Raw genomic sequence first — 24,964 nt, forward strand, 5'->3', positions numbered from 1 at the left:
GCCCTCCGGGGCGAGCCGACCGAAATGCGACGACAAGCCTATAGCAGCAGTTCTGGCACACTTGGCCGGGTGAAGCGGCTCCTGCTCATCGGCATCGGCGCGGGCGACCCCGACCACCTCACCCTCCAGGGCGCCAAGGCCATCGCCGCCGCCGACGTCTTCCTCCTCGTCGGCAAGGGCGAGGCCAAGGACGACCTGGTCCGGCTCCGCCGCGACCTCATCGCCGCGCACGGCCGCGAGCCGTACCGGATCGTCGAGGCCGCCGACCCCGAACGCGACCGCACGGCCCCGGCCTACACCGCCGCCGTCGAGGACTGGCGGTCCCGCCGCGCCCGGATCTACGAGTCCTTCATCGCGGAGGAGCTCGCCGACGGGCAGACCGGCGCGCTCCTCGTCTGGGGCGACCCCGGCCTCTACGACAGCACGCTCGCCGCCCTGGACGGGATCGACGCCGAGGTCCGCGCCGAGGTCGAGTACGAGGTCGTCCCCGGCATCAGCAGCATCTCCGCGCTCACCGCCCGCCACCGCGTCGCCCTCACCCGCGTCGGGCGGCCCGTCCACATCACCACGGGCCGCCGCCTCGCCGACGAGGGCGCCACCGCCGACGACGTCCTCGTCATGCTGGACGCCGCCTGCTCCTTCGCCGGCGCCGGCGACGACTTCCACATCTACTGGGGCGCCTACCTCGGCACGCCCGACGAGATCCTCATCGAGGGCCCGGTCGCCGAGGTCGCGGGCCGCATCCGCACCGCCCGCGCCGAGGCCCGCGCCCGCAAGGGCTGGATCATGGACACCTACCTCCTCCGCCGCCGCACCTGACCCGTTTTGTGGCGAAGTGGTCCTGTGGCCGCTGCCGCCTTGGTATCACTAGTCTGGACATTTGCCTGACGTCACCAGTTTGCGCCCGTGATGCGCGGGCGACGCCCATGGCGGTCCCTTGGAGGGCGATCGAGCGGTGGGAACGGACGTGGCCAGGACCGACAAGCGCTTGTCCGCCGCCCTGCGCGCGGCGCAGCGCGGAGATCAGGACGCCTTCCGGCGGTTATACCGGGCCGTCCAGCCGCGGCTGGTGCGCTACCTGTCCGTGCTGGTCGGCGAGGCCGCCGACCAGGTGGCGGCGCAGACCTGGCAGGAGATCACGCAGGGGCTCGGCGATTTCCGCGGCGACTTCCAGCGCTTCCGCGGCTGGATCACGGTGATCGGCCGCGGCCGGGCCCTGGAGAACCTGCGCGGGCGCGACCCGGGCGCGCCGACGAGCCGGCAGCAGCCCGCGCCGGCGGGCGACTCCGGCGACGCCGACCGGGCCACCGAGCCGCCGTCCACCGACGCCGCGATCGCGCTCATCGCGGGCCTGCCCGCCGACCAGGGCGAGGCCGTGCTGCTCCGTGTCGTGATGGGCCTGAACACCCGCCAGGCGGCCGAGATCCTCGGCAGGACCGCCGAGGCGATCGAGACGACCACCCACCAGGGCCTGCGGAACCTGGCCGACCGCCTGGAGCGCGCCGGCGCCCCACCGCGGGCGGGGGACGAGCCGGGAGCCGAGGTGAACCGCCCATGAGCTTTGATCGCCATCCCAGCGACCGGAACGCGGCCCGGGACCTCGACGAGGACACCGCCGAAGACCTGCTGACAGGCATCTGGCGAGACCCGGAGACGGCCACGCATCCCGTCGCGGGCCTGCTCGCCGCCGCCACCGCGCCGCCGACCGCCCGGGAACTCAGGGGCGAGGACGCGGCGGCGGCCGCCTTCCGGCAGGCCCGGCTCGAATCGCGACGCCGGGGTCGTCTCGGCCGGACGGCGCACCGGGCGCTGCTGGAGATCGTCACCGCCAAGGTGGTCATCGCTCTGGCGGTCGCCGGCACGGCCGCGGGCGGCGCCGCCCTGGCCGCGAACACCGGTCATCTGCCCGTCCTGGAGTCGCCACCGCGCTCGCCGGCCCCGGCCTCGCCGCCCGCCACCACGAAGGCCACCCGTCCCGCTCCGCCGCCCGGGCAGCCGCGGCACGGCCCACCCGGCGCGTCCACGGCCCCCGGGACGCCGCACTCGTCGGCGCTGGCGGGGCTCTGCCGCAGCTTCCTCGCCCTCGAAAGGCCCGGACGGGGCAGGAAGCCGACGGTGCCGCCGCGCTCCTCCGCCGCGGAGTTCGCCCCGCTGGTCGCCGCCGCGGGCGGCCACGCGAAGGTCGCTGGCTACTGCGAGAAGGTCCTGAGCGGCAAGCAGCACAAGAAGCCGGACGATCCTTCCGAGAAGAAGCCGAAGGGCCCTCCCGGAAAAGAAAAGAAGAAAGATAAGCCGGGCAAGAAGAAAGAGAAAAAGGCGAAAAGGGTGAAAGGTGATTAGCCTGGCCTGGCGTCTATCTTTTAGAAGATAGTATACTTAGGGTGGTTGCGTTCAGCGGGTCCCGGGACCTGGGATCACCGAGATCGTTTACGCGCCGCCCATGGAGGTCGAAGGTGCAGCTCCACCAGCCGCGGCTTGCCGAGATGGTCGCCTCCCTCCTGCGCGACCGCATCCTGCGGGGCGAGCTCAAGGACGGCGACGCGCTGCCCGCCCAGGACGAGCTGCTCCGGGAGTTCGAGGTCAGCAAGCCCTCGCTGCGGGAGGCACTGGGCATCCTGGAGGCCGAGGGCCTGATCACCGTGCAGCGGGGCAACCGGGGCGGTGCCATCGTGCACGTGCCCGACGCCGCCGGCGCCGCGTACATGATCGGCCTGGTCATGCAGTTCCGGGGCGTCCCGTACAGCGATCTGGGCGACGCGCTCAAACAGCTGGAGCCGGTGTGCGTGGCGCTCTGCGCCGCCCGCGAGGATCGCGCCACCGAGGTGCTGCCGCACCTCAAGCTGATCCATGAGCAGACCCTCGCGGCGGTCGACGACGAGGTGGAGTTCACCCGGGTCACGCGGAGGTTCCACGAGGCGCTGGTCCAGCTGTGCGGCAACCAGACGCTCATCCTGGTCGCCGGCGCGCTGGAGTCCCTCTGGTCGTCGCAGGAGCAGGCGTGGGCCGCCGAGGCCCTGGAGGCGGGCGACTTCCCCGACGTGGCCAGGCGCGAGACCGGCATCCGGGCGCACGAGCGGATCATGCAGCTGATCGAGCGGGGCGACGCCGAACGGCTGGAGGCCTTCGCCCGCGTGCATCTCGCCAACACCATGCGGTACGCCTCGACCCCCGGCCCGGTCGCCATGGTCTCCTCCAGGCGGCTCAAGGGCCGGGTCTCATGAGGCACCGTCGTCCGCTCCAGCGCCCTCCGTGTGACCAGAACGTCGTTCGATAACCCTATGCAAGTTAGCAATCTTGTAGAAGATTGTCATGTTACTGCCCATGACCGGCATCCCTGGAGAGAGGTCACCCATGGCTGAGCAGACGGTCCGGTACGAGCGGCGCGGCCCGGTCGCGGTGGTGACGATGAACCGCCCGGAATACCGCAACGCGCAGAACTCGGCGATGACCTACGAACTCGACGCGGCGTTCTACCGGGCGGCGGACGACGACGAGGTGAAAGTGGTCGTCCTGGCGGGTGCGGGCCCGCATTTCTCGGCCGGTCACGACATCGGCACGCCGGGCCGCGACGCGGACCAGAGCTTCGACCGGCGGGCGTCGCTGTGGTGGGACCACGTGGGCACGTCCGGCGGCGAGAGCCGGTACGCGCGGGAGTCCGAGGTGTACCTGGGGATGTGCCGCCGCTGGCGCGAGCTGCCCAAGCCGATGATCGCGATGGTGCAGGGCGCCTGCGTCGCGGGCGGCCTGATGCTGGCGTGGTGCTGCGACCTGATCGTGGCGTCGGACGACGCGTTCTTCGCCGATCCGGTGGTGCGGATGGGCATCCCCGGCGTGGAGTACTTCGCGCACCCGTGGGTGATGCCGCCGCGGGTGGCGCGGGAGTTCCTGTACACCGGCGACCGGATGCCCGCCGCACGCGCCCGCGAGCTGGGCTGGGTGAACCGGGTGGTACCGCGCGACGACCTGGAGGCCGAGGCCCTGGGCCTGGCCGAGCGGATCGCGGCGATGCCGAGGTTCGGGCTCGCGCTGACGAAGAAGGCGATCAACCAGGCCGAGGACCTGATGGGCATGCGGGCCGGCATGGACTCGGTGTTCGGGCTGCACCACCTCGCGCACGCGCACAACGCGGAGGTCGGCGGCGACTCGCTGGGCGGCCAGACCGCCAAGAGCATGGCGGAAGGCGGCAGGTGAGCACTCCGAGGAGCCGCGGCGCTCACCGCGCGGCGGCCTGCCGGACCGCCGTCTGGGCGGCGTAGACGATGATGTTGTCGCGGTAGCTGCGGCTGCTCTCGTCGAACGGACCGCCGCAGGTGACCAGCCGGAGCCCGGCGTGGTCGAGCGGCCCGTAGACGCGGCCGGTGGGGAACCGCTCCTTGGCGACGCGCTCCACGGACTCGACGGTGAAGACGGCGGTCCTGCCGTCCCGGCGGGTCACCTCGATGCGGTGCCCGGGACGCAGCCGTCCCAGCTCGTAGAAGACGGCGGCGCCCTTCGCCGAGTCGACATGGCCGAGGAGGACGGCCGCGCCGCGCTCTCCCGGGGTAGGGCCGCGGTCGTACCAGCCCGCCTCGTTCAGGCGATCGGCCGGCGGCACCTCGACGGAGCCGTCACCCGCCAGCCCCAGCCGGGCCAGCGGGGCCCGGACCCCGATCGAGGGCACGGCCACCTCGACGGGCACCGAGCGGTCGAGCACCGGCCCGTGGTGCTCGACCGCCCTGGGCACCGCCGCCCACGCGGGCGGCTGCGGCGGGCCGCCGTCGCCGCGCAGCCCCAGCCCGACCATGACCAGCCCGGCGGCCAGCAGGGCGACCGTCAGCGTCAGCAACCCGCGCATTTCCCCTCCACCCTCACTGGCGGCAATTCCCGAGAATGGCTCCGGTGGCGGCCTCCGAAAGGGGCGGCCACCGGAATTCCGTCATTACGCGGCGAGGTCGCCGCGCCGGCGGACGGCCATGGCGCCGATGCCGAGCCCGCCCAGCAGCAGGACGCCGCCACCGGCGAGCAGCACGGTGTCGGCACCGCCCGCGCCGCCCCCGAACCCGGTCCCGGCGCCGCCCTGCGGGGTGGGCGTCGCCGCCTTCGGCCGCGCCTTGCCGTCCACGACCACGATCTCGCCGACCGACCTGTGGCCGCCGCACCTGACCAGGATGGTGTAGGTGCCCGGGAAGGTGTCGTTCTTGATGGTCGCCAGGCCGGCCCGCCCGTCGACCTCCTCCGCGCCGTTCAGCGGGACGGCCCCGCCCACGAACGCCAGCGAGCCGGCCGTCCCGTCGACGGCGCACTTCTTCCCGACGACGGTGATCTTGTCGCCGGGGCGGGCCTGCTTCGGCTGCACGACCACGTCGCCGGGGTCGGCCATCGCGGGCGCGGCGAGCCCCACCGTCATGGCGCCGACGACGAGACCGAAGACAGCGGCTTTTCCGAGTCGCATTTCCACTCCATTACGACACGGTGGCCTACTCGACTTTCAGCTCGTGAACCCGTGTCCCCGTACGCCTTCATACGATGACGGCACAAGCCGTTTGGTTCGAGCCTTCCGGGACCGGTTCCGAACACGCAAGATCACAATTCCAGCCGAAAAGGTTGTGGTGATAGTCGTCACACTCGCGGGCTGAGGGTGACGCCGAGCAGGGGGTGTGGCCGGGCTCGGTGCCGGGCCGCGGTGTCGAGGCGCCGGGGCCAAGGTCACCGTCGCCGGCGACGGTGAATGTGGTGAGCCGGGGCACCGAATCCTCGGTCCGGTTCCGTGATCTGCCCGCGCCGCTCGGCGAGGGCACGTGCCGATATTTTGGGAAGGCCTGCGGTTACGCGACCCTCCTCTTTCCGTGCCCTGAAATATTCGAGCATCGGCAGAGCGCAATTCGCGACCAGTGGCGGAGGCGGGGGCGGCGGCCGAAACAGCCCTGGTTGTAAGGTCCGGATCGCTGTCTGCGTGGGCCGGGTTGGACGCTGCCGGGCCGTGGAACCCAAGATTTGTCAAGCGCCGCACTTCAGTGAACGCGGAGGTCACATGGCGGATTTCGAGGAGCTGGCCGGGCTGCTGCCCGCGGGGCGGGTGGTCGCCGATCCCGATGTGGTGGCCTCGTACGCCCGTGACCGGACGTTTCTGGAACCGGGGGTCCCGGGCGCGGTCGTCCGCGCGCGGGAGGCGGCGGACGTGGTCGCCACGCTCCGCTGGGCGAACCGGCACCGGGTCCCGGTCGTGCCGCGCGGCGCGGGCACCGGGCTTTCGGGCGGGGCCCTCGCGGTGGACGGGTGCGTGGTGCTCTCGCTCAGCGGGATGGACGCCGTCCGGGAGGTCGATCCCGCGAACGCGCTCGCCGTCGCCGAGCCGGGGGTGATCACGGCGGATCTCGACCGGGCGGCGCGCGCCCACGGCCTGATGTACGCGCCCGACCCGTCCAGCCACGAGATTTCCACGATCGGCGGGAACCTCGCGACCAACGCGGGCGGGCTGCGGTGCGTGAAGTACGGGGTGACGCGCGACTCGGTGCTCGGGCTCGAGGCCGTGCTCGCGGACGGCCGGGTGGTCCACACCGGCGGGCGCACCGTGAAGGGCGTCACCGGGTACGACCTGACCGGCCTGCTCGTCGGTTCCGAGGGGACGCTGGGGGTGATCACGGCGGCGACCCTGCGGCTGCGTCCGGTCCCGCCCGCCCCGGCGACGGTCCTGGCGCTGTTCGCGTCCACGCGCCGGGCGGCGGACGCGGTCGCCGGGATCGTCGCGGCCGGGGTGCAACCCAGCCTGCTGGAGCTGATCGACCGGCCGACGCTGCGCGCGATCGACGCGTGGAAGCGCATCGACCTCGACCCGGACACCGGCGCGGTGCTGATCGCGCAGTCCGATGCCGCCGATCCGCGGGGACCGGCCGCCGAGATCGCCCGGTGCTGCGAGCGGGCCGGGGCGGCCCACACCGAGGTGTCGAGCGACCCGCAGGAGGCCGTGGCGCTGCTGGAGCTGCGGCGCCTCGCCTACCCGGCGGCGGAGCGGCTGGGCGCGTGCCTCGTCGAGGACGTGTGCGTCCCGCGCTCCAGGCTGGCCGAGATGTTCGAGGCGATCGAGGCGGCCGCGGACCGGCACGGTGTCACCATCCTGACCGTGGCGCACGCGGGCGACGGCAACCTGCACCCGGTCTTCGTGTTCGACCGCGGCGAGGCCGGGGCCCCCGACGTGCCGGAGGCGGTGTGGACGGCGGCCGACGAGGTCTTCACCACCGCGCTCGGGCTCGGCGGCACGCTGACCGGGGAGCACGGCGTGGGCGCGCTCAAGCGGCGGTGGATCGGACGCGAGCTCGGGCCCGACGGCCTCGCGCTGCACCGGGCGATCAAGCACGCCTTCGATCCCGCGGGGATCCTCAACCCGGGAAAGGTTTTCTGAGCACCCGGGGCCATGCCGGCGGCCGAAGGGAAATCACCAGATCAGCGCGCCCGCGCGTTCCGCTCGGGGCCGATACGCGCCCGCCAAGATCGTTCCTTACCGATTTCGGCCGGCCTCTTACACCTGCCTCTGACCAGTGGACGATTTATCGGTCGTCCAATATTCAAGCTCCGGCCGGGCCACACCCCCGCCGCGGAAGTATCTTGACACGGGAAACGGCCCGGACAAGACTCTCACGTGCCTTGCAAAAGGCGTCTGATCGCTCGGGGGAGTCTTTTCGTCACGCTTCGGAGGCTGAATGACTGGCGCTATCGTCACCACCCTGAGCGATGGCAATTCCGGATTAGAAGCGTATGTAATCGTCGACACCCTGGTCGCGGGAAAAGCGATGGGCGGGGTGCGCATGACACCCGACGTCACCCCCGCCGAGCTGGCCGGGCTCGCCCGTCAGATGACGCGCAAGCTGGCGCTCGCCGACCTGCCGATCGGCGGCGCGAAGGGCGGCATCGTGAGCGACCTGCCGCCCGGCGAGGAGCGGGACGGGCGGCTGCGCGCCTTCGGGACCCGCATGGCGCCGCTGCTCAAGGGCGGCATCTACGTCGGCAGCGACCAGGGCATCGGCTACCGGGACCGGGGGCTCATCTTCGAGGCCGCCGGGTACGAGGTCGCCAAGTCCGGCGACACCGCGCTGCTGCCCTGCTCGTGGGCGGAGCTGTGGGAGCGGTGCTCCCAGATCACCGGGTTCGGGATCGCCGAGGCGATCACGGCGGCCCGTCCGCCCGGCGCCCCGGCCTCGACCGCCGCCGTCCAGGGCTTCGGGACGGTCGGGCGCGCGGCGGCGGTCCACCTGCACGCCCGCGGGCATCGCGTCGTCGCGGTCTCCGACCGGCTCGGCGTGATCAGCCACCCGGCCGGGCTCCCGCTGCCCGACCTGGTCGCGGCGACCGACCCCACCGGCGTCATCGACCGGGCCGCGCTGCCCCCCGGCCTCACCACCGGCGCGGATCCGGACCGGCTGCTCGACGTCCCCGCGGACATCCTGGTGCTCGCCGCCCGCTCCCACGCCGTGGACGAGCGCGACGTGCCGCGCATCTCGGCGCGGCTGATCGCCGAGGGCGCCAACGATCCCAGCACTCCCGCGGCGCTGGCCGCGTTCGAGGCGCGCGGGACCACGGTCCTCCCCGGGATCGTCGCCAACGCGGGCGGCGCGATCGCCACCGGGGCCGTCCTCACCGGTCACGCCCAGGACGCCAAGGACGCCGACGCCCTGGCCGACGCGCTCCATCAGGAGGTGCGCGATCGCATCCGGGCGGCCCACGCGGCGGTCAGCGACCGGGCGGCCGCCGACGGGCTGTCCCTCCCGCGGGCGGCCGCGCGGGTGAGCGCCGAACGGGTCGCCGCACGCGAGGGGGCCGCACGCGAGGGGGCCGCACGCGAGGGGGCCGCCGCCGTCCCATCGCCCTAGCCGACACGAACCGCTCCAACAACACGCCCCAGATGACACGAAGGGCCGGATCACCCGGCCGCACCCACCGGCTCGCAGGCCCACGACAGATCGCAGGCAGACACAGACAGGCAAGTGACCGCGCAAGAGCAGGGAGCACATCCATGACGCTGGAAGCTCATCAAGAGCGCGAGACCGTCCGCCAGGTTCGCGACCGTCACGAGGACAAGCTGCACCACGAGCTCGACCACGCCCCCATCGGCACGCCGACGACCCGGCTGACCGACCCGGTGCCGGCCGCGCTGCCGCCCGAGCAGTTCGTCAAGGAGCTGACCGACGAGGTCATGAACTCGGCGGCGGCCAACATCGGGCCGTTCTACGAGCGCCTCATCGCCCAGCAGGTGCCGCTCGAGGGCGTCCGCGAATGGGTCAAGCAGTGGTACATCGACGCGCGGATCTTCCCCTCCGTGATCGCGCAGATATGCGCCAACGCCACCTACTTCTACGACGCCCGGCAGTTCATGGGCGCCAACCTCGCCGAGGAGCTCGGCGAGTTCAACCCGGCGCGCGAGCATCCCGTCACCGTCCGCAAGCTCGGCAACGCGCTGGGCGTCAGCGACGAGGAGATGGAGTTCACCGAGCCCTACCCCGAGACGCTGGTGTACGTCGAGTACCGCCAGCACCTGGTGCGCGACTACCACTGGCTCGAAGGGCTCGCGGCCGGCAGCTTCGCCATCGAGCTGACCATTCCCAACCGGTTCCGGCAGATCGCGCGTGCGCTCAGCGCCCAGTTCGACCTGGACGACGAGGCGCTGGAGGTCTTCCGCATCCACGCCGGCGACGAGCGGCTGGAGAACGACTACGGAGGCGACGACCAGCACGCCGAGGAGGCCGCGAACCTGCTGCGCAAGTACGCGGTCACCGGCGACCTGCAGCACCGGGTGCGGCTCGCGGTGTGGCGCTCCATCCAGGCGCGCCGCATGTACCAGTGGGGCCTCTACCGGGAGATCATCCTCAAGCGCCACCCCGCCTGGGAGACGATCAACGCCGGGTCCTCCGGCACCTGACCGTCCCCTGGCCGCGGATCCCCGCCGGGACCGCACGCTCCCGCTCCACCACCGAGGACGCCCTCTTGAACTGGAAGATGCTCGTTCTGCTGGTCTCGGTGCCGGTCACGGCGGCCGGCAACCTGATCGCCGGACGGTACGCGCTGGACAGCTTCACTCCGGTGGAGGCCAACGCCATGCGCTACCTTCTGGCGCTGGTCGTCCTGCTCCCGCTCCTCGGGCGCTGGCCGCGGCCCGAGCGGCGGGACGTGCCGTGGCTGATCGGCACCGGGCTGGTGGGGATCTGCATCTACAACATCCTGTTCTTCAGGTCGCTGGAGCTGATCCCGGCGTCCGAGGCGGGGCTGATCGAGATGATCATCCCGGCCGCCTCGCTGGCGCTGGCCTGGCTGGTGCTGCGGGAGCGCATCGCGGTGCGGCAGATCGTCGGGATCGCGGCGGGCTGGGTCGGCATGCTGTGGCTGATGCGGATCCTGCCCACCGACCGCGCGAGCGAGAAGAGCTCCGACGACTGGCGGGGCGAGATCCTGATGATCGTGGCGGTGCTGCTGTTCGCGGTCTACGCGATCATCAGCAAGTTCGCGATGCGGCGGCTGCCGCCACCGGCGGTCGCGACCTGGAGCTGCCTGATCGGCACGGTGCCGCTGGTGCTGCTGGCGGCGCCGGGCCTGATCGGCTCGCCGGAGACCTTCACCGAGGCGTCCGCGGCGAGCTGGCTCGGCGTCGCCTACGGCGGTGTCATCGGGTTCGTCTACAACATCATCGCCTGGTACTACTGCTTCCGCCAGGTCGGGGTGGCCAAGACCAACGTGTTCCTCTACCTGGTCCCGGTCTTCGGGGCCATGCTGGCCGTCCCGATCTTCGACGAGTCGCTGAGCGGCTGGCAGGTCTTCGGCTCGGCGGTGACGCTGGTCGGCGTCGTCCTCGCGACCTGGGAGCGGCCGCCGCGCGGCGCGGAGGACGGCGAGCCGGCCGGTCCCCCGGAGGCGGTGGCCGCCTCGGGCGCGACGCTCGACGGCGCGACGCGGGACGGCGCCATGCGGGACGGCCCGCTCAGCGGGGGGCGGGAGCCGGAGCGGTGACGAGGTTGCGCAGCGGTCCGCCCTCCCGCAGCCGGCGCAGGTTGCCGGCGATCAGATCGGCGAGGTCGGCCGCCTCACCCGGATAGCAGAACGCGGCGTGCGGAGTGACCCACAGGCCCCTGGTGCTCCACAGCGGGCTGTCGGAAGGGAGGGGCTCGTGGTCGTGCACGTCCAGCAGCGCCCCGCGCAACCGCCCGCCGCGCAGCGCCGCGACGACCGCGGCGGTGTCCACGACCTCCGGCCGCGCGACATTGATCAGGCAGGCGGTCGCGGGCAGCGCGGCCACCACACGCGCGCCGACCAGCCCGCGCGTCCCGTCCCCGCCGGGCACCGCCACGACGAGATGGTCGGCGTCGCGGGCCACGTCCGGCAGGGCGGCGGCGGGCACGGTCAGGTCGGCCGCGGCGGACTCCCGCCCGGTCCGGGTCACGCCTACCACGCGCATGTCGAAGGCGCGCGCCCGGCGGGCGATCTCGGTGCCCACCCGGCCGAGACCGACCTGCACCAGCGTGCCCCCGGCCAGCAGCCGCGCGTCGGGGAGCCGCCAGCCGCGGGCGTCGTGCCCGCGCACCAGCGCCGGGGCCTCCTTGGCCAGGGCGAGCATCCCCATCAGCGCGAACTCGGCGACGGCCCGCGCCGGGATGGCGCCCGCGTTCGTGACGATCAGCCCCGGGCGCGGCCGCCCGGCGGCGAGCTGGTCGGTGCCGACGCTGGTGAGCTGGAGCCACCGCAGCCGGGCGCCGCGGGCCAGCAGTCCCGGCGGGAGCGCGTTGGCGACCAGGACGTCGTAGCGGCCGAACCCGGGCGGGTCTCCGCGATCGTCGTGGACGACGTCGACCGTGACCCCGGGCAGCCGGCCGTCGAGGTGTGCGCGGAGCTCGTCGCCGAGCCGCGGATGCATGATGCACATCCTCATGGCGGTCAGGTTAGGACAGTTCCGGTCCGGCGGCACGGCCCCGGCCGGGTAGCCGAGAGAAGGTGAGCGAATGGTCATGGCGACCGACGCGGGCCGCGTGCTGGCCCGCCTCGAAGAACGCTCCGCGCGGGAGCGGCCCGAGCTGGACACGCTGAACGCGCAGGGCGCCCGGTACACCCGCGCCGCCGCGCCACGGCTGATGCTGGACGTCGGGCCCGACGTCGGGCGGCTGCTCAACACGCTGGTCCGGCGCGGCCGGGCACGGCGGGTCGTCGAGATCGGCGGGTCGGTCGGCTACTCCACGATCTGGCTGGCCGACGCCGTCGCGGACACCGGCGGCTCGCTCGTCACGATCGAGACCGATGCCGGCAAGGTCGCCGAGCTGCGGCGCAACGTCGCCGACGCGGGGTTCGCCGGGGTGGTGCGGATCGAGCACGGCGACGCCGCCGAGATCGTCCCGGAGCTGCCCTATCCCTTCGACCTGGTGCTCATCGACCACTGGAAGGACCTCTACATCCGCGAGTTCGACCTCGTCTGGCCCCGGCTCGCGGCGGGCGGGGTGGTCGTGGCGGACAACATCCTCGAGCCCGAGGCCACCGCCGAGCAGATGCGCGCCTACGTCGAGCACGTCCGCAAGGTGCCGGGCGCCTGCTCCCACACCCTCCCCCTCGGCGCCGGCGTCGAGCTGACCATCCGAGACCACGCACCCGAGGAGTCCTGGTGATCGAAGCGGCCGAGACCCTGTGGCTGGACGGCGAGCTCGTGCGCTCCGACACCACGCGCGCCCACCTGCTGACCCATACCCTGCACTACGGCTTCGGGGCCTTCGACGGCATCCGCTGCTACCGCCAGGAGGACGGCGGCCGGGCCATGTTCCGCGCGGGCGAGCACATGCGGCGGCTGCGCGACTCGGCCGCGGCCCTGTCGATCCCGATCGAGCACACCGAGGAGGCGCTGGTCGACGCGGCCCGCCGCACGATCGAGGCCAACGGCCTCGCCGACGCCTACGTCCGGCCGCTGGTGTACGTCGGCGAACCGAACATCATCTTCGCGCACTGGCTCAACGACACCCACACCGCGGTGATCGCGTTCGCCTGGTCGGGCTACTCCGACCGCAACCGGGAGGAGGGCACCACCGCCACCTTCTCCAGCCACCGCAGGCCCAAGACGCACGCCGACCTCTACAAGGCGAAGGCGTGCGGGCACTACCTGCTGAGCGTCGTCGCGTACTCCGAGGCCAAGCGGCGCGGCTTCGCGCAGGCGATCTTCGTCGACGAGGACGGCATGGTGTGCGAGGCGACCGGGGAGAACATCTTCGCCGTCCACGGCTCCGTCGTCTCCACCCCGCCCGCGTCCCGGTCGCTCCTGCCCGGCATCACCCGCGACACCGTCATGCGGCTGGCCGCCGACCTGGGCTACGAGGTGGTCGAGCGCGATCTCGGCACCGACGACCTGCTCGGCGCCTCCGAGGTGTTCAGCACCGGGACGGCGTCCGAACTACTCCCGATCCCGGAGATCGACGGGCGCAAGATCGGCGGTGGTGCCTTCGGCCCCGTCACCCAGGCCCTCCAGCGGACGATGATGGACGTCGTGCGCGGACGCGTCCCCGACACCCGAGGCTGGATGACCCCAATCTAGACACCCGGCCCCCGGTCAGCCGCCGGTGGCCAGCCGCCGGTGGTCAGTCGCCCGCGGACAGGTCGCCGGCGATCAGGTCCAGCAGGGCCTGGGGCGCGGCCAGGAAGGCGAAATGGCCGCCGTCGAGCATCACCTGACGGCAGTCCGCCGTCACCGCGTTCCAGCCCCCCATGAGCGACAGCGGGATCTCGCGATCGTCGCTCCAGCCGATCGCGGTGATTCCGCAGGGGATGTCCAGCACCTCCGGCACGACGTACTTCTTGTTCGCCTCGACGTCCTGGATCAGCAGGTCCAGCCCGAAATCGAGGAGGGTGTCGTCGGGCGTGCCGCCCATGTTGGTGATCAGCTCGGCCAGCGTCTCCCGGAGCCCGTCGCGGTCCTTCTCAAGGAGCCCGCCGTACGGGCCGTCGTGCGGGGCGACCTGCGCGGACACGAACAGGCGCCGCGGCAGCGGCAGGCGCGCCGCGGCGAGCTGCCGGGTGACCTCCACTCCGGGCAGGGCACCGCTGCAATGGCCGAAGAACGCGAACGGCCGGTCGAGGTACGGCACCAGGAACTCGATCAGCTCTTCGGCGAGGTGCTCGTAGGTCTCGTAGTGCGGCTCCCGGATCCGGTTCTGCCGCCCCGGCGGCTGGACGAGGCATATCTCGATATCGCCGAGGCGCCGCGGCCAACGCTCGTACATCGTGGCCCCGGATCCCGAGTACGGGAAGCAGAAGAGGCGCACCCCGGCGTCCGGGTCGGGACTGCGCAGCAGCCACTTCGGTTTCTTAGCCGGTAAATCCGCCATAGACCAAACACCACCTCTGGTTCGCGCTCATCCTGGTCTTCGAGCACAATTCCGACGGCCAATCCGCGGGCCATTTGGAGCAGGCTCTACCCGTGCGGCAGGCGCTGCTGCGGGCCGTCCGGGTCCGGCACTGCGGGCGCCGCCTCGTCCAGCAGCGCGCCCGCGATTTCGGCGTGCACGAACGCCGCGTGGTCGAACATGGCGAAATGGCCGCCGTCGAGCACGTGCAGCCGGAACCCGGCGGCGGTCTCGGACCGCCAGAGCTCCATCAGTTCCTCCCCCGCGACGGGGTCGGCACGGCCGACGAACGCCGTGATCGGGATGTCCAGCGGCGCCTCCGGCTGGAACGTGTAGCACTCGTTGACCGCGAGATCGGCGACCAGGATCGGCTGCATCCATTCCAGCACGCGGTGATCCGACAGCATCCCCTCCGGAGTGCCCTCCAGTTCGCGCAGGAACGCCGCCAGCTCCGCCACCGGCAGATCGGCCACCTCGTGCCGGACGGGCGGCACCTGCGGTGCCGCGCGCCCGCAGACGAACAGGTGCGCCGGGAGCGGGCCACCGGTGCGCCGCAGCTCGCGAACTACCTCGTAGGCGCAGAGCGCCCCGGTGCTGTGGCCGAGCACCGCGTACGGCACGCTCACCGACGCGGTGATCTGCTCGGCGAGCTCCCGCACCAGCGGTGCGACCCGGTCGAACGGCGCCTCCGCGTACCGCCCCTCCCTTCCCGGCGGTTGGACCGGGCAGACGGCGACCCCGCCGGGCATCCCCCGCCCCCAGTCCCGGAAGACGGCCGCGCCGGCGCCGGCGTGCGGGAGGGTGAGCAGCCGGACCGGCGCCTCCGGGCCCGTTCCGAAGGGAAACCAGGGGTGCTTAGCCATCGTGCTCATTCGCCGTCAGCATTTATTCGGTCTCCACCATTAAGGCCGCGCGAACGTCCGGCAAAGAAGTGAGCCGCTCGGGACGGTCCGACAATCAGGAAACCCGCTTCGCCGATCAGACTGCCATAACCCGCTCGATCACGCCAGCCGCGGGCAAGTGCCTGGCCACCTCCACCGCCCGTGGACGCGGGACCACGTCGGGACGCTATTGACGAAACGGTGGCGGGACATAAAGCTCGATTCTTGTCGCCCGCATGTGGTTCTGCCCATGCGGCGCGACTCTGCCGGACAATCGAAGGGTGGAAACTGCGGTGCAGCATAGCGACGTGGACGCGGTGCAGGATCTCAGTTCAGAGTGGCGGGGCGCGACCATCACCGACCTTTTCGACGAGCAGGTGCGCCGCAGGCCCGACGCGGTCGCCCTGCGCTTCGACGGGAAGGACATGACCTATCTGGACCTCGACCGGCGCGCCGACCTGCTCGCCCGCCACCTGCGCGACCTCGGCGTGCACATGGAGGCCGCGGTAGGGGTGTTCTTCGAGCGCTCGTTCGAGATGGTGGTCGCGCTGGTCGGCATCCTCAAGGCCGGCGGCGCCTACGTCCCGCTGCACCAGAACGAACCCCCGGACCGGTTCCGCTACATGGTCGAGCAGGCCGGGTGCCAGGTCATCCTGACCCACGATGCCCTCGCCGACCGCATTCCCGACATCGACGCGACGGTGGTGAACCTCGACCACGAGCCCTCCGGCCACGACCCGGCGGCGCCGCCCGCCGCCGACCCGGTCCAGGGGGCCGTCAGCCCCGACAACCTCGCCTACATCTGCTACACGTCCGGCTCCACCGGCAAGCCCAAGGGCGTGGCGGTGCGGCATCGGGGCGTGGTGCGCCTGGTCCAGGACGGCGACTACGCCTCGCTGACCGAGAACGAGACGTTCCTGCAGCTGTGCTCGTTGCGGTTCGACCCGTCCGCCTTCGAGATATGGGGTTCGCTGCTCAACGGGGCCCGCCTGGTCATCTACCGTCCGGGCACGCCCGCCCTGCACGAGCTGGCGGACTTCCTCGAAGAGGAGCAGATCACCACCCTCTGGATGACCACGGGCCTGCTCCACCGGATGGTCGACGGCCACCTGGACCGGCTCGGCGGGCTGCGGCAGTTCCTCGGCGGCGGCGAGGCGCTGTCACCCGTGCTCATCAACCGGCTCCACCGCACCTACCCCGACCTGCTGGTGGTCAACGGGTACGGCCCCACCGAGGACACCTGCTTCACCTCGTGCCACGTGGTGTCGGAGGAGGTCGGCGACACCGTCCCGATCGGGCGGGCGGTCACCGACACCCGCCTCTACGTCCTGGACGAACGGCTCCGGCCGGTGCCCGACGGCGAGTGGGGCCTGCTCTACACCGCCGGAAGCGGGCTGGCCCGCGGCTACGTGGGGCGCCCGGCGCTGACCGCCGAGCGGTTCGTGGCCGACCCGTTCGTGCCCGGCGAGCGGATGTACGCCATCGGCGACCTCGTCCGGCGCGTCGAGGGCGGCGTGCTCGAGTTCCGCGGCAGGCTCGACGACCAGGTCAAGGTGGACGGGTACCGCATCGAGCTCGGCGAGATCCAGGCCGTGCTGGCCGGGCAGCCGGAGGTGAACGAGGCGGTCGTGGTCGCGCGGGACGGGCTCACGCCCGGCCGCAAGATCCTGGTCGCCTTCGTGGTGCCGGTCAGCGGGACGGAGCGGCTCGTGCCGAAGCTGCGCGTGGCGCTGCACCGCAAGCTGCCGAGGTACATGCACCCGGCGGCGATCATCGAGATGGACGCGTTCCCCGAGACCCTCGGCAACAAGATCGACCGGAAGTCGCTGCCGGCCCTCGAACAGCTCCCCCGGGACGTGGACGCCGCCTTCGAGGCGCCGCGCACGCCCCTGGAGTCGCTGCTGGCCGACCTGCTGACGGACGCGCTCGCCGTGCAGGACATCGGCGTCCACGACGACTTCTTCGAGCTCGGCGGCGGCTCGCTGGTCGCCATGGACCTGCTCGCCCACGTCCACGAGGTGTTCGGGGCGGACGTGCCGGCGGCGGAGTTCTTCGCCTCCGCGACGGTCGCCGGGCTGGCCGAACTGGTCGGCAAGTACGCGCCGGACGCCGACGCCGGGGAGCTGCAGCCCTGGCTGTCGGCCTCGGCGAAGCCGGGCGCCTGACCGGCCCGCCCGCCGACCAGGCCGCCCGACCCGGCGGCCTGGTCGGGCGGCCCGGCCCGGCGGCCGCCACCGCCACGCCGCCCCGCTCAGGCGATCCCCTCCTTGCGGAGCCCGTCGATGATGGTCGCGGCCCGCAGTGACAGCAGGCTGAACGACCCGGCGTCGCCGATGCCGTGGCTCGACTCGCACAGGCCGTTGAGGAACAGCGGCGGCGTGCCGTCCAGCGGCGACCGCAGCCGGTACTCCGGCTCGATGATCAGGTAGCCGTCGGCGTCGAACTGGAACCGGTCGATCACGTCGCCGAGCAGCGCGGGATAGGGCTCCTGGTGGGGGTGCGGCCCGAGGTTGCGGAACCCGGTCGCCAGCACCACCAGGTCGGCGTGGTCGGTGACCACGTCGCGGGTGTGCACCTCCTCCACCTCCAGCCGCACGCGCGCTCCCTCGACCTGCGCGGCGCGCACCTGGCGGTTGCCGAGCACGGAGACGCGCTGGTCGCCGTCGAGGCGCTGCTCGTAGATCAGCAGGTACAGCTCGTGCAGGACGTCGGCGTCGATCGAGGAGTAGTTCGTCGGCCGCATGTACGCGTCGAGGATGTCCTTCCCCGACCGGCTCGCCCGGTAGTAGTAGTCGGTGAAGCCGGGGAAGAACCCCTCCTCGCTGAACGGGCTGGTGTCCTTGAGCGGCAGCCCGAACCCGCGGACGTAGTCGACGATCCGGGAGTGCGGGAACCGGGTGGCCAGGTCGAGGACGATCTCGACCGCGCTCTGGCTGCCGCCGATCACGGCGACCGTCCCGGGCGGATCCTCGGCCAGCGCCTCGACGGTCGGCAGGTAGCGGGTGAGATGCGCGACCCGCGGCGAGTCGATCGTGTCGAACGGGCTCGGCACGTACGGCGTCCGGCCGGTGCCCAGCACCAGCGCCCGGCCGTACCGGCGGGCGCCGTCCGATCCGGTCACCACGTACGCCGGCGCGCCGTCCACGTCGGTGACCGCGATGTCGTCCACCCGGACGCCGAACTCGACCTGGTCACGGAACTGGTCGGTCACCCATCGGATGTACTGCGCGTACTCCTTGCGCAGCGGGAACTCCATTGGCAGGTTCAGGTGCTCGATCAGCCGTCCCTGCTCGAACAGGTAGTTGAGGAAGGTGTAGTGGCTGCGGGGGTTGCGCAGCGTGACCAGGTCGCGGTTGGGATGGTTCTGCATGTTGGAGCCGTCCAGCAGCATGGCGCCCTGCCACACCGGGTCCGTCTCGGCTTCGAGGAACAGCGCGGTCGTCCGCGGCGATTCCTCCTGCAGCGCGATGGCCAGCGCCAGGTTCGCCGGCCCGAAGCCGACCCCGATCACGTCGACGCAGCCGGAGGCCGGCCCGCCGGCCCGGTCAGCGGTCACGAGTCCAGCTCCGCGTAGTCGGCACCGCGCCGCGTCTCGTGATCGCGCCCCGCTTCGTCGGGCGGCGGGGGTGGCGCGGCGCCACCGGGGACGCCGACGCGGCCCGGGTCGGCGCGCAGCTCCCCATAGATGCCGAGCCACGTCTCGACCTCGCCGGCCAGGCCCGCGGCCGAGATCAACGCCTCCTCACGGTCCCAGTCGACGCGCGCGCGGGGCTGGATACCGGTGCTGCCCAGCACCTTGCGGTAGAACGGGTCGTCGGCCCGTCGCACGTCGCTCATCAGCGCGCCCACCTCGGGCGAGACCAGCTGCAGGCCGGGCCGGGCCGACCACGTCTCCAGGCCCGCCTGCGGCGGGAGCCCGATCGCCGCCACCAGCGCGGCGGTCATGCCGGCGGGGTCGTCGCGCAGGTCGTCGGAGTCGATCAGGACGTACGGGACGCCCCGCTCGCGGCACCGCGCCACCTGCTCGGCCAGCGACGGCCACCCGCTCTCGAACGGCGGGAACGTCGGCGCGCCCGATAACTCGCGCACGATGCGCAGCCGCGACGTCGTGGACAGCCGGGGATCGGACATCACGAAGATCAGCGGCGCCGTGGCGACCCCGGCCAGCTCGTCGAACGGGCCAGCGGCCAGCTGGAAGCTCATCTCCTTGATCAGCAGGCCGCTGCCGCGCGGCACGTCGGCCAGCCGGACCCGGTCACCCGTCGCCACCCGCATGGGGTTGCCCAGGCAGCCGTCGACGGACTCGGCGCCCTTGCCACCCCAGTAGGACGCCTCGAACGGCTCGTGGCAGTGATGGGTGATCAGCTCGTGCTGCCACAGCAACCGTGCCACCGCTGTTGATCCGGTCCGGGGCGGCGAGATGAGCACCACCCGGTTCAGGTACGCCTCGGTCAGGTCGGTCTCCATGCTGCACGACTCCCTCATTCGGCTGGATCGGCTGCGATGCCCGCCACGGTCCCGGCCGCGCTGGTCGAGCGCCGGCCGGTCACGTCGCTCCCGGCGAGGGCCTGGTCCAGGTCCTCGATGATGTCGTCGGCGTCTTCGAGGCCGACGCTCAACCGGATCATGTCGGGCGGGACGGGGGCGTCCCCCGGATCGTCCCCCGCGACCTGCAGATGCGTGCCGATCGCGGGGATGGTCGCGGTGCTCTTCACCTGCCCGAGGTTGTTCGCCCGCCAGACGAGCCCGAGCCGGTCCATCGCCCGGCGCGCGGCGGGCACGCCGCCGGCCGGCCGGAAGCCGAGCAGGAAGCCGAACCGGTTGACCGCGCCGCGGCCGGGGCCGCCGCTGTCGACCAGCCACATGTCGCGCTTGGCGAGGTGGTGGGTGCGATGGCCCGGCAGGCCCGGGTAGAAGACCTCGACGACGTCGCCGCGGCCGGCCAGGTGCTCGGCGACGCGCAGCGCACTGGCCGACATGGTGTCGACTCGCGCGCGCAGTTCGCGGATGTCGGCCAGGAGCGTCCAGGCGTTGAACGGGCTGAGCACGCTGCCCATGTCACGCATCGGGCCCTGGCGGAGATAGCCGGCGAAGTCCGCGCACATCTCCGCGGGCTGGCCGCGGAGATCGAGGTCGCGCCGGGCGATCACCGCGCCGCCCATGCTGCGGCCGCTCGCACCGGCGGCCTTGGTGAGCGAATGGACGACGATGTCGGCGCCGAGGCCGAGCGGGCGCATCAGCGCGGGCGTCGCCAGCGTCCCATCGATGATCAGCGGAATCCGTGCCCGGCGGGCGAGTGCGGCCAGCGCGGGAATGTCGACGAGCTGGACCGTCGGGTTGGACGGCGACTCCGCGTAGAGGAACCGGGTGTCCGCATCGATGTACCGCTCCCAGGAATCGATGGAGAGCGGGTCGTCGACCCATCGGACGGACACGCCGCGTTCGTCGCCGTACCGCTTGTCGAAGACCATGACGGTCGACCCGTAGCACGCGGGCGAGGCGACGATATTGGGTTTGTCGCCGACCGCCGTGCTGAGGAACGGCATCGTGGCCAGCGTGATCGCGGCCATTCCGGTCGTGGTGACCGCCGCGCTCACCTCGGCGTCGACCTGGTAGCCCTCCAGCGCGGCGACGGTCTCCTCCAGGTATCCGACCGTCGGGTTGCCGCGCCGAGCGTACACCCACCCTTCCCGTTCGCCCGCGGCGGTGGCGCGCATCGTCTCCGCCGAGTCGAAATGCTGCGCCGTAGCGAGGTACGCCGGCTCGCTGAGCGAACCGGCATTGTGCGCCGCCTCTTCGTGATCGTAGGAACCACGCACGGCCAAAGTCGCAAAGCGGGGGCCTGTCACCGCAGTGATTCGCTTTCCGCCCCGGCCCGTCGCATAAGCACGAGTCGCATCTCCCATCTGCTGCACTATCGTATATTCACGGAATCCGTCAGATAGAGGAGATTAGATCACTCGGGGCCACTCGGCACAACGCTCCGCGGCCCGTGGAACCGCCGTATTAGGCCGGCCGTCAATGACCTTCGGTGCGGTGAGGTGATCTCAGCAAGGAACGGCGGCCGATCAGCCCGGCGGTCGGTGCGTGGCGGGCACTCAGCCGCAGTACGACCGCAAATAGCCACTGTGGCGGATTATCGGTTCCGCACCGCGGATGCGCTTCGGCAGTGCCGCGTCGGGGCCCGCCCTGACCACACCTATGCCGTTGTCCCGCGCGAATCTGCGGGGTTCGTTGAAAGTGAGGCAGGAGTAGAGCGTGCGGCGCGCCCGACCGTCGCCTTCGGGCAATCCGATCTCGTAGACCTCGAGTTCGTCCCGGTAGTGCAGCAACGTGGTCACGCCCACGACATCGGCCATCTCCGCGTGCACCACGTAGGCGGAGACTCCGGGGCATTCCGTCCACTGGTCCATCCGGTACTCCGCCAGGAGCGCGTGGTCGTCCATCCCTTTCCGGCGGTTGTGATCCGCGATCAGGTCGCAGGCGACACCGTCGTACTCCGGCCACGGGATGACGCTGGCCGTGATGCCGAACTCCTCGATCCTGCGCTCGTCCTGCCTGATCAGTTGCCGGACCGAACGCGGCAGATTCGCGGGATCGCCGAGGACGACCGGCTCGGGATACACGAAGTCCTCGCTGGCGTCGAGCCATTTCACGGAGCCGAAAACGGCCTCCGCCAGCTCGGCTTGGCGAGAGTCGAAGAATCCGAAGAAAAGGTCCCTGCCGCGCAACTCCTCCATGTCGGCGCACCGGTCGGCGACCGCCTGGAGCACGGCGGGGTCGTCCGCGCAGCGCATGCTCCCGCGGATCTCCAGACGCCCGCCGATCAGCGCGCTGGTCGCCTGGCGCAGGTCCCCGTCATATCCCCACGTTCGCGGTGAGTTGAGCCGATCGGACCACTGGTCTCCATGGCCCAGGAACAGAGGGAGCACCGCCCGGACCGCGTTACCTTCTCGCGCGATCACGTATCGGGCCGACCACCGCGGGTCTTGGGAATGCTGCTGTAGCCGCACCCGGCTCCCCATGGCGCCCAGGGAACCGTCGAGCTCGAAGAATTCGTCATCGGTGATGTCGTCGAGGCTGTCGGCGACCGTGATCGATAATGCCACCTGTCGATCTCCTCGTGTCGGAGGGCGCTAATTCCCCATGGCGGCGGTTTCGCGTGGTGCGGGTTCGCCCATCTCCCGAACCCCCTTGCTGAGAGTCACGATGACGGAGGCCAGCACGAATACCGACGCGAATACGGCGATGACCGCGGAGCTTTCCAGATACTCGAGCAGAATTCCGGCCGCGAGCGGCGCTATCGGGTTCATCGCCTTCATGAAGAAGCCCAGCGCCGACACCACTCGCCCGTGAAGGTGGTCCGGGGTGACCGCGGTCTGGTGGGCGAAGACGGTGGCCGTCGTGGCGGGGGCGAAGAACACGAGTATCGGCAGCGGCACGACGACCCAGTATCCCGACGGGAGAATGACGCAGATCCCCGCCATCAGCGCACTCGTCCACGACAGGAACACGATGATCGACCGAGGGGTCAGCAACTTCTGGATCCAGGGGGTGGCCACGGCCCCCAAGATTCCCCCCACCGCCAGGACGGCCATCGCCGTGCCGATGCCGTAGGAGGGGACGCCGGCATCATGAAGAATGACGATGACCACGAACATGGTGCCCGTGAACGCCATGTTGAGCAATGGTTCGACGACGACGATGGCGCGGAGGAACGGCTGCCGCCAGAGAAACCCGAATCCCGCGGTGAACGCCTTGATGATGTCCTCGTCCTCTTCCGGGACCTTTCCCCGCAGCGATCGCTTGATGGCGAGTACCGCGAAGAACGATGTGGCGTACGCGACGGCGTTGAAGACGAACGGCAGGGCCCGGGCAAGCCCGAAGAGAGCACCGCCGAGCGCCGGACCGACCAGCTCGGCGGTGAAGATGCGGGCTTCGTTGCGCGCGCTCGCGACCGTGATCTGATCGCCGGCGACGATATGGCGGAGGACCGTGCGCTCCGCGGACACGAACAGGGCGGCTCCGCCGGCGTCGATGGCCGCCACCGCGAAGACCAGGGGAACCGAGATCAAGCCGAGGGCCGCCGCGGTCAAGGCGGCGATCATCGCCGCCACCCGTGCGGCCTCGGTCCACAGCATCACCTTCCGGCGATCGAGCCGGTCCAGCAGGACACCCGCCGGGATCCGCACCGCGATCTCGACCAGGGCCGCGGTTCCCGCCACCGCCCCCGCAGCGGTGGTCGAGTCCGAGATGGCGAGGATCAGCAGCGGGTACACCAGATAGCTGACCCGCGAACCGGTCGCGGAGAGCGTCTGGCTCAGCCAGAGGCGGACGAAGTCCCGGTTGCGGCCCAGAGGGATCGCTTCACCGGCGCGTGGTAACTGTGCCTTTTCGGTCATCGTCCAATGGTTCTGTGGGAACAACCGGATGGGTGATCGGCAGGTCTGGACCGGACTTTTATCTCCAGTGCAAAGCCACGGGAAGGTTACGATATCCCTGTACCTGGTTGACGCACATCCATTGCGGCTCGGCCAGCAGGTCCACTCCGTCCAAGGTGTTCGCAAGCTCGCCGAGCAGAACTGCCAGTTCCGCTCTGGCCAGTGCGGCTCCGAGACAGTGGTGCAGCCCGTGGCCGAAGGCAAGGTGACGGTTCGGCTGCCGGTCCAGCCGTATCTCCCCCGGGTCGGGGAACACGCCGGGATCGCGATTCGCGGCGGGCAGCCAGGCCACCACCGCGACGCCCTCGTCCACCTCCTGGCCGGCGATGACGGTTTCCTGGGTGGACACCCGCAGCACATGCATCGCCGGCGAGACCCACCGCAGGATCTCCTCCACGGCCGTCGGAATCAGTTCCGGATCGGCTCGGAGCGCGGGAAGGATCTCCGGGTTGTCGGCCAGGGCGTGGAAGCAACCCGTCACCGCATGGCGCGTGGTCTCGTTACCTCCGATGAGGACGTTGTCGCAATTGATCAGGATCTCGCGATCGTCCAGGGATCCGGCGGCGAGCAGGGCGGTCACGAGGTCTTCACCCGGCTCGGCGCGCCGCCGCTCGATGACCTCCACGAAATAGCTCAGAATCTGCGTGTGGGCCTCCGACGGCGCCATGTCGGCGAATTCGGGTTCCTCGCCGCCGAACGCGTGATTGGTCAGGCTGACGACCAGCTCGCGGTCGCTCTCCGGGATGCCGAGGAGTTCGCACACCACGGCGGCGGGCAGGCGCGACCCGACGTTCGAGGCGATCTCCAGCCCGGCCGCGGTCGGCTCGTCCGAGCCATCACCGGCCGGTCGTGAGGAGCCGCCGCCGTCACGCAGCTCTTGCAGAATGCCGGTCACTTCCTGGCGCATGAACGCCGTCAGAGCCCGCGCTGAAGCACGCGACAGGAACGGGGCGATCAGGCGGCGAAGCTGGTTGTGCCACGTGCCCTCGCTGGCGACCAGCATCGTCCCGCCGGCCTTGTCCGGACGGTCGCGGTCGAACCCGATCATCATCCCGTATTCGGACGTGAAGGGTGAGTTCGGCGCCAGCAGTTCCGAGCACGCCTCATGCGAGAAGACGGACCAGAATCCGCCGGGCGAGGCCCCGGGCGGGCTCCACACCGCCCTGTTCTCCGCCACCATTTTCTCCCACATCTGGTAGCGGTCCGCCGTTTGGTAGAGGTGAGGATTGCCCAGGTCGGCAACGCCGTGCATGGCCGTATCCGTCATTACTGGCTGCGTCCTTGGAGAGAGAGGGGGCCGGGTCGTCGC

23 protein-coding genes are annotated in these 24,964 nt (G+C 71.3%); 12 read left to right on the forward strand and 11 right to left on the reverse strand.

Annotated features, from left to right (window positions below):
- Positions 1–69 precede the first annotated feature (69 nt).
- From cobF to E1264_RS15305, 5 genes are all read left to right on the forward strand, one after another.
- Entirely contained in the window at positions 70–819 is a 750-nt protein-coding gene (cobF, locus tag E1264_RS15285) for a precorrin-6A synthase (deacetylating) (RefSeq protein WP_207935931.1), read from the forward strand.
- Positions 820–967: 148 nt separating this feature from the next.
- Positions 968–1,558: an RNA polymerase sigma factor gene (locus E1264_RS15290; protein ID WP_132173898.1), complete on the forward strand. Its 591-nt coding sequence runs from the start codon at positions 968–970 to the stop codon at positions 1,556–1,558.
- On the forward strand, positions 1,555–2,340 hold the full coding sequence (locus E1264_RS15295) for a hypothetical protein (protein ID WP_132173900.1): 786 nt from the start codon (positions 1,555–1,557) through the stop codon (positions 2,338–2,340). The genes E1264_RS15290 and E1264_RS15295 overlap by 4 nt, the downstream gene beginning before the upstream one ends.
- Before the next feature lie 113 nt (positions 2,341–2,453).
- Positions 2,454–3,221 carry an FCD domain-containing protein gene (locus E1264_RS15300; RefSeq protein ID WP_132173902.1) on the forward strand — a complete coding sequence of 256 codons (768 nt, stop codon included), beginning with the start codon at positions 2,454–2,456 and terminating at the stop codon, positions 3,219–3,221.
- Between the two features lie 130 nt (positions 3,222–3,351).
- Positions 3,352–4,191: an enoyl-CoA hydratase gene (locus tag E1264_RS15305; RefSeq protein WP_132173904.1), complete on the forward strand. Its 840-nt coding sequence runs from the start codon at positions 3,352–3,354 to the stop codon at positions 4,189–4,191.
- A 22-nt stretch (positions 4,192–4,213) separates the two neighbouring features.
- On the opposite strand, the gene E1264_RS15310 is transcribed toward E1264_RS15305, so the two are convergent.
- The gene (locus tag E1264_RS15310) at positions 4,214–4,834 is read right to left on the reverse strand and encodes a class F sortase (RefSeq protein WP_132173906.1); all 621 of its coding nucleotides are present in this window, start codon (positions 4,832–4,834) and stop codon (positions 4,214–4,216) included.
- An 84-nt stretch (positions 4,835–4,918) separates the two neighbouring features.
- Positions 4,919–5,431: a hypothetical protein gene (locus tag E1264_RS15315; RefSeq protein ID WP_132173908.1), complete on the reverse strand. Its 513-nt coding sequence runs from the start codon at positions 5,429–5,431 to the stop codon at positions 4,919–4,921.
- A gap of 579 nt (positions 5,432–6,010) precedes the next feature.
- On the opposite strand from E1264_RS15315, the gene E1264_RS15320 reads away from it, so the two are divergent.
- From E1264_RS15320 to E1264_RS15335, 4 genes are all read left to right on the forward strand, one after another.
- Positions 6,011–7,378 (forward strand): FAD-linked oxidase C-terminal domain-containing protein, encoded by a 1,368-nt coding sequence (locus E1264_RS15320; RefSeq protein WP_132173910.1) that lies wholly within the window; start codon positions 6,011–6,013, stop codon positions 7,376–7,378.
- 298 nt (positions 7,379–7,676) lie between these two features.
- On the forward strand, positions 7,677–8,843 hold the full coding sequence (locus E1264_RS15325) for a Glu/Leu/Phe/Val dehydrogenase dimerization domain-containing protein (RefSeq protein ID WP_132173912.1): 1,167 nt from the start codon (positions 7,677–7,679) through the stop codon (positions 8,841–8,843).
- A gap of 143 nt (positions 8,844–8,986) precedes the next feature.
- Complete coding sequence (locus tag E1264_RS15330; protein WP_165964190.1) at positions 8,987–9,889, forward strand: iron-containing redox enzyme family protein; 903 nt, start codon at positions 8,987–8,989, stop codon at positions 9,887–9,889.
- Positions 9,890–9,954: 65 nt separating this feature from the next.
- Complete coding sequence (locus E1264_RS15335; RefSeq protein WP_132173916.1) at positions 9,955–10,971, forward strand: DMT family transporter; 1,017 nt, start codon at positions 9,955–9,957, stop codon at positions 10,969–10,971.
- On the opposite strand, the gene E1264_RS15340 is transcribed toward E1264_RS15335, so the two are convergent.
- A complete protein-coding gene (locus E1264_RS15340; protein ID WP_165964191.1) occupies positions 10,943–11,887 on the reverse strand; it encodes an NAD(P)-dependent oxidoreductase in 945 nt (314 codons plus the stop codon). The two genes, E1264_RS15335 and E1264_RS15340, sit on opposite strands and share 29 nt — an antisense overlap.
- A gap of 76 nt (positions 11,888–11,963) precedes the next feature.
- Here E1264_RS15340 and E1264_RS15345 point away from each other — a divergent pair, with 76 nt between their 5' ends.
- Both E1264_RS15345 and E1264_RS15350 read left to right on the forward strand, forming a co-directional pair.
- Positions 11,964–12,611 (forward strand): class I SAM-dependent methyltransferase, encoded by a 648-nt coding sequence (locus tag E1264_RS15345; RefSeq protein WP_207935932.1) that lies wholly within the window; start codon positions 11,964–11,966, stop codon positions 12,609–12,611.
- Positions 12,608–13,525, forward strand: coding sequence for a branched-chain amino acid transaminase (locus E1264_RS15350; protein ID WP_165964192.1), 918 nt, complete (start codon positions 12,608–12,610; stop codon positions 13,523–13,525). Before E1264_RS15345 ends, E1264_RS15350 begins: the two co-directional genes overlap by 4 nt.
- Positions 13,526–13,568: 43 nt before the next feature.
- Here E1264_RS15350 and E1264_RS15355 read toward each other — a convergent pair whose 3' ends face one another.
- Together E1264_RS15355 and E1264_RS15360 are read right to left on the reverse strand one after the other, a co-directional pair.
- Positions 13,569–14,315: an alpha/beta fold hydrolase gene (locus E1264_RS15355; protein WP_132173924.1), complete on the reverse strand. Its 747-nt coding sequence runs from the start codon at positions 14,313–14,315 to the stop codon at positions 13,569–13,571.
- Positions 14,316–14,401: 86 nt separating this feature from the next.
- Positions 14,402–15,196 carry a thioesterase gene (locus E1264_RS15360; protein ID WP_165964193.1) on the reverse strand — a complete coding sequence of 265 codons (795 nt, stop codon included), beginning with the start codon at positions 15,194–15,196 and terminating at the stop codon, positions 14,402–14,404.
- 326 nt (positions 15,197–15,522) lie between these two features.
- Between E1264_RS15360 and E1264_RS15365 the strand changes: the two genes are divergently transcribed.
- The gene (locus E1264_RS15365) at positions 15,523–17,379 is read left to right on the forward strand and encodes a non-ribosomal peptide synthetase (RefSeq protein ID WP_207935933.1); all 1,857 of its coding nucleotides are present in this window, start codon (positions 15,523–15,525) and stop codon (positions 17,377–17,379) included.
- A gap of 86 nt (positions 17,380–17,465) precedes the next feature.
- Here E1264_RS15365 and E1264_RS15370 read toward each other — a convergent pair whose 3' ends face one another.
- From E1264_RS15370 to E1264_RS15395, 6 genes are all read right to left on the reverse strand, one after another.
- Positions 17,466–18,770 (reverse strand): SidA/IucD/PvdA family monooxygenase, encoded by a 1,305-nt coding sequence (locus E1264_RS15370; RefSeq protein WP_132173930.1) that lies wholly within the window; start codon positions 18,768–18,770, stop codon positions 17,466–17,468.
- A complete protein-coding gene (locus E1264_RS15375; RefSeq protein WP_132173932.1) occupies positions 18,767–19,681 on the reverse strand; it encodes a hypothetical protein in 915 nt (304 codons plus the stop codon). Before E1264_RS15375 ends, E1264_RS15370 begins: the two co-directional genes overlap by 4 nt.
- A gap of 14 nt (positions 19,682–19,695) precedes the next feature.
- Positions 19,696–21,033 (reverse strand): PLP-dependent aspartate aminotransferase family protein, encoded by a 1,338-nt coding sequence (locus E1264_RS15380; RefSeq protein ID WP_165964195.1) that lies wholly within the window; start codon positions 21,031–21,033, stop codon positions 19,696–19,698.
- 279 nt (positions 21,034–21,312) lie between these two features.
- On the reverse strand, positions 21,313–22,323 hold the full coding sequence (locus tag E1264_RS15385) for a hypothetical protein (protein ID WP_132173936.1): 1,011 nt from the start codon (positions 22,321–22,323) through the stop codon (positions 21,313–21,315).
- Between the two features lie 27 nt (positions 22,324–22,350).
- Entirely contained in the window at positions 22,351–23,616 is a 1,266-nt protein-coding gene (locus tag E1264_RS15390; RefSeq protein WP_132173938.1) for an MFS transporter, read from the reverse strand.
- 58 nt (positions 23,617–23,674) lie between these two features.
- Positions 23,675–24,922, reverse strand: a complete 1,248-nt coding sequence (locus E1264_RS15395; RefSeq protein ID WP_207935934.1) for a cytochrome P450 — start codon at positions 24,920–24,922, stop codon at positions 23,675–23,677.
- Positions 24,923–24,964 lie beyond the last annotated feature (42 nt).

The sequence above is a fragment of the Actinomadura sp. KC216 genome (assembly GCF_004348535.1).
Lineage (GTDB): Bacteria > Actinomycetota > Actinomycetes > Streptosporangiales > Streptosporangiaceae > Spirillospora.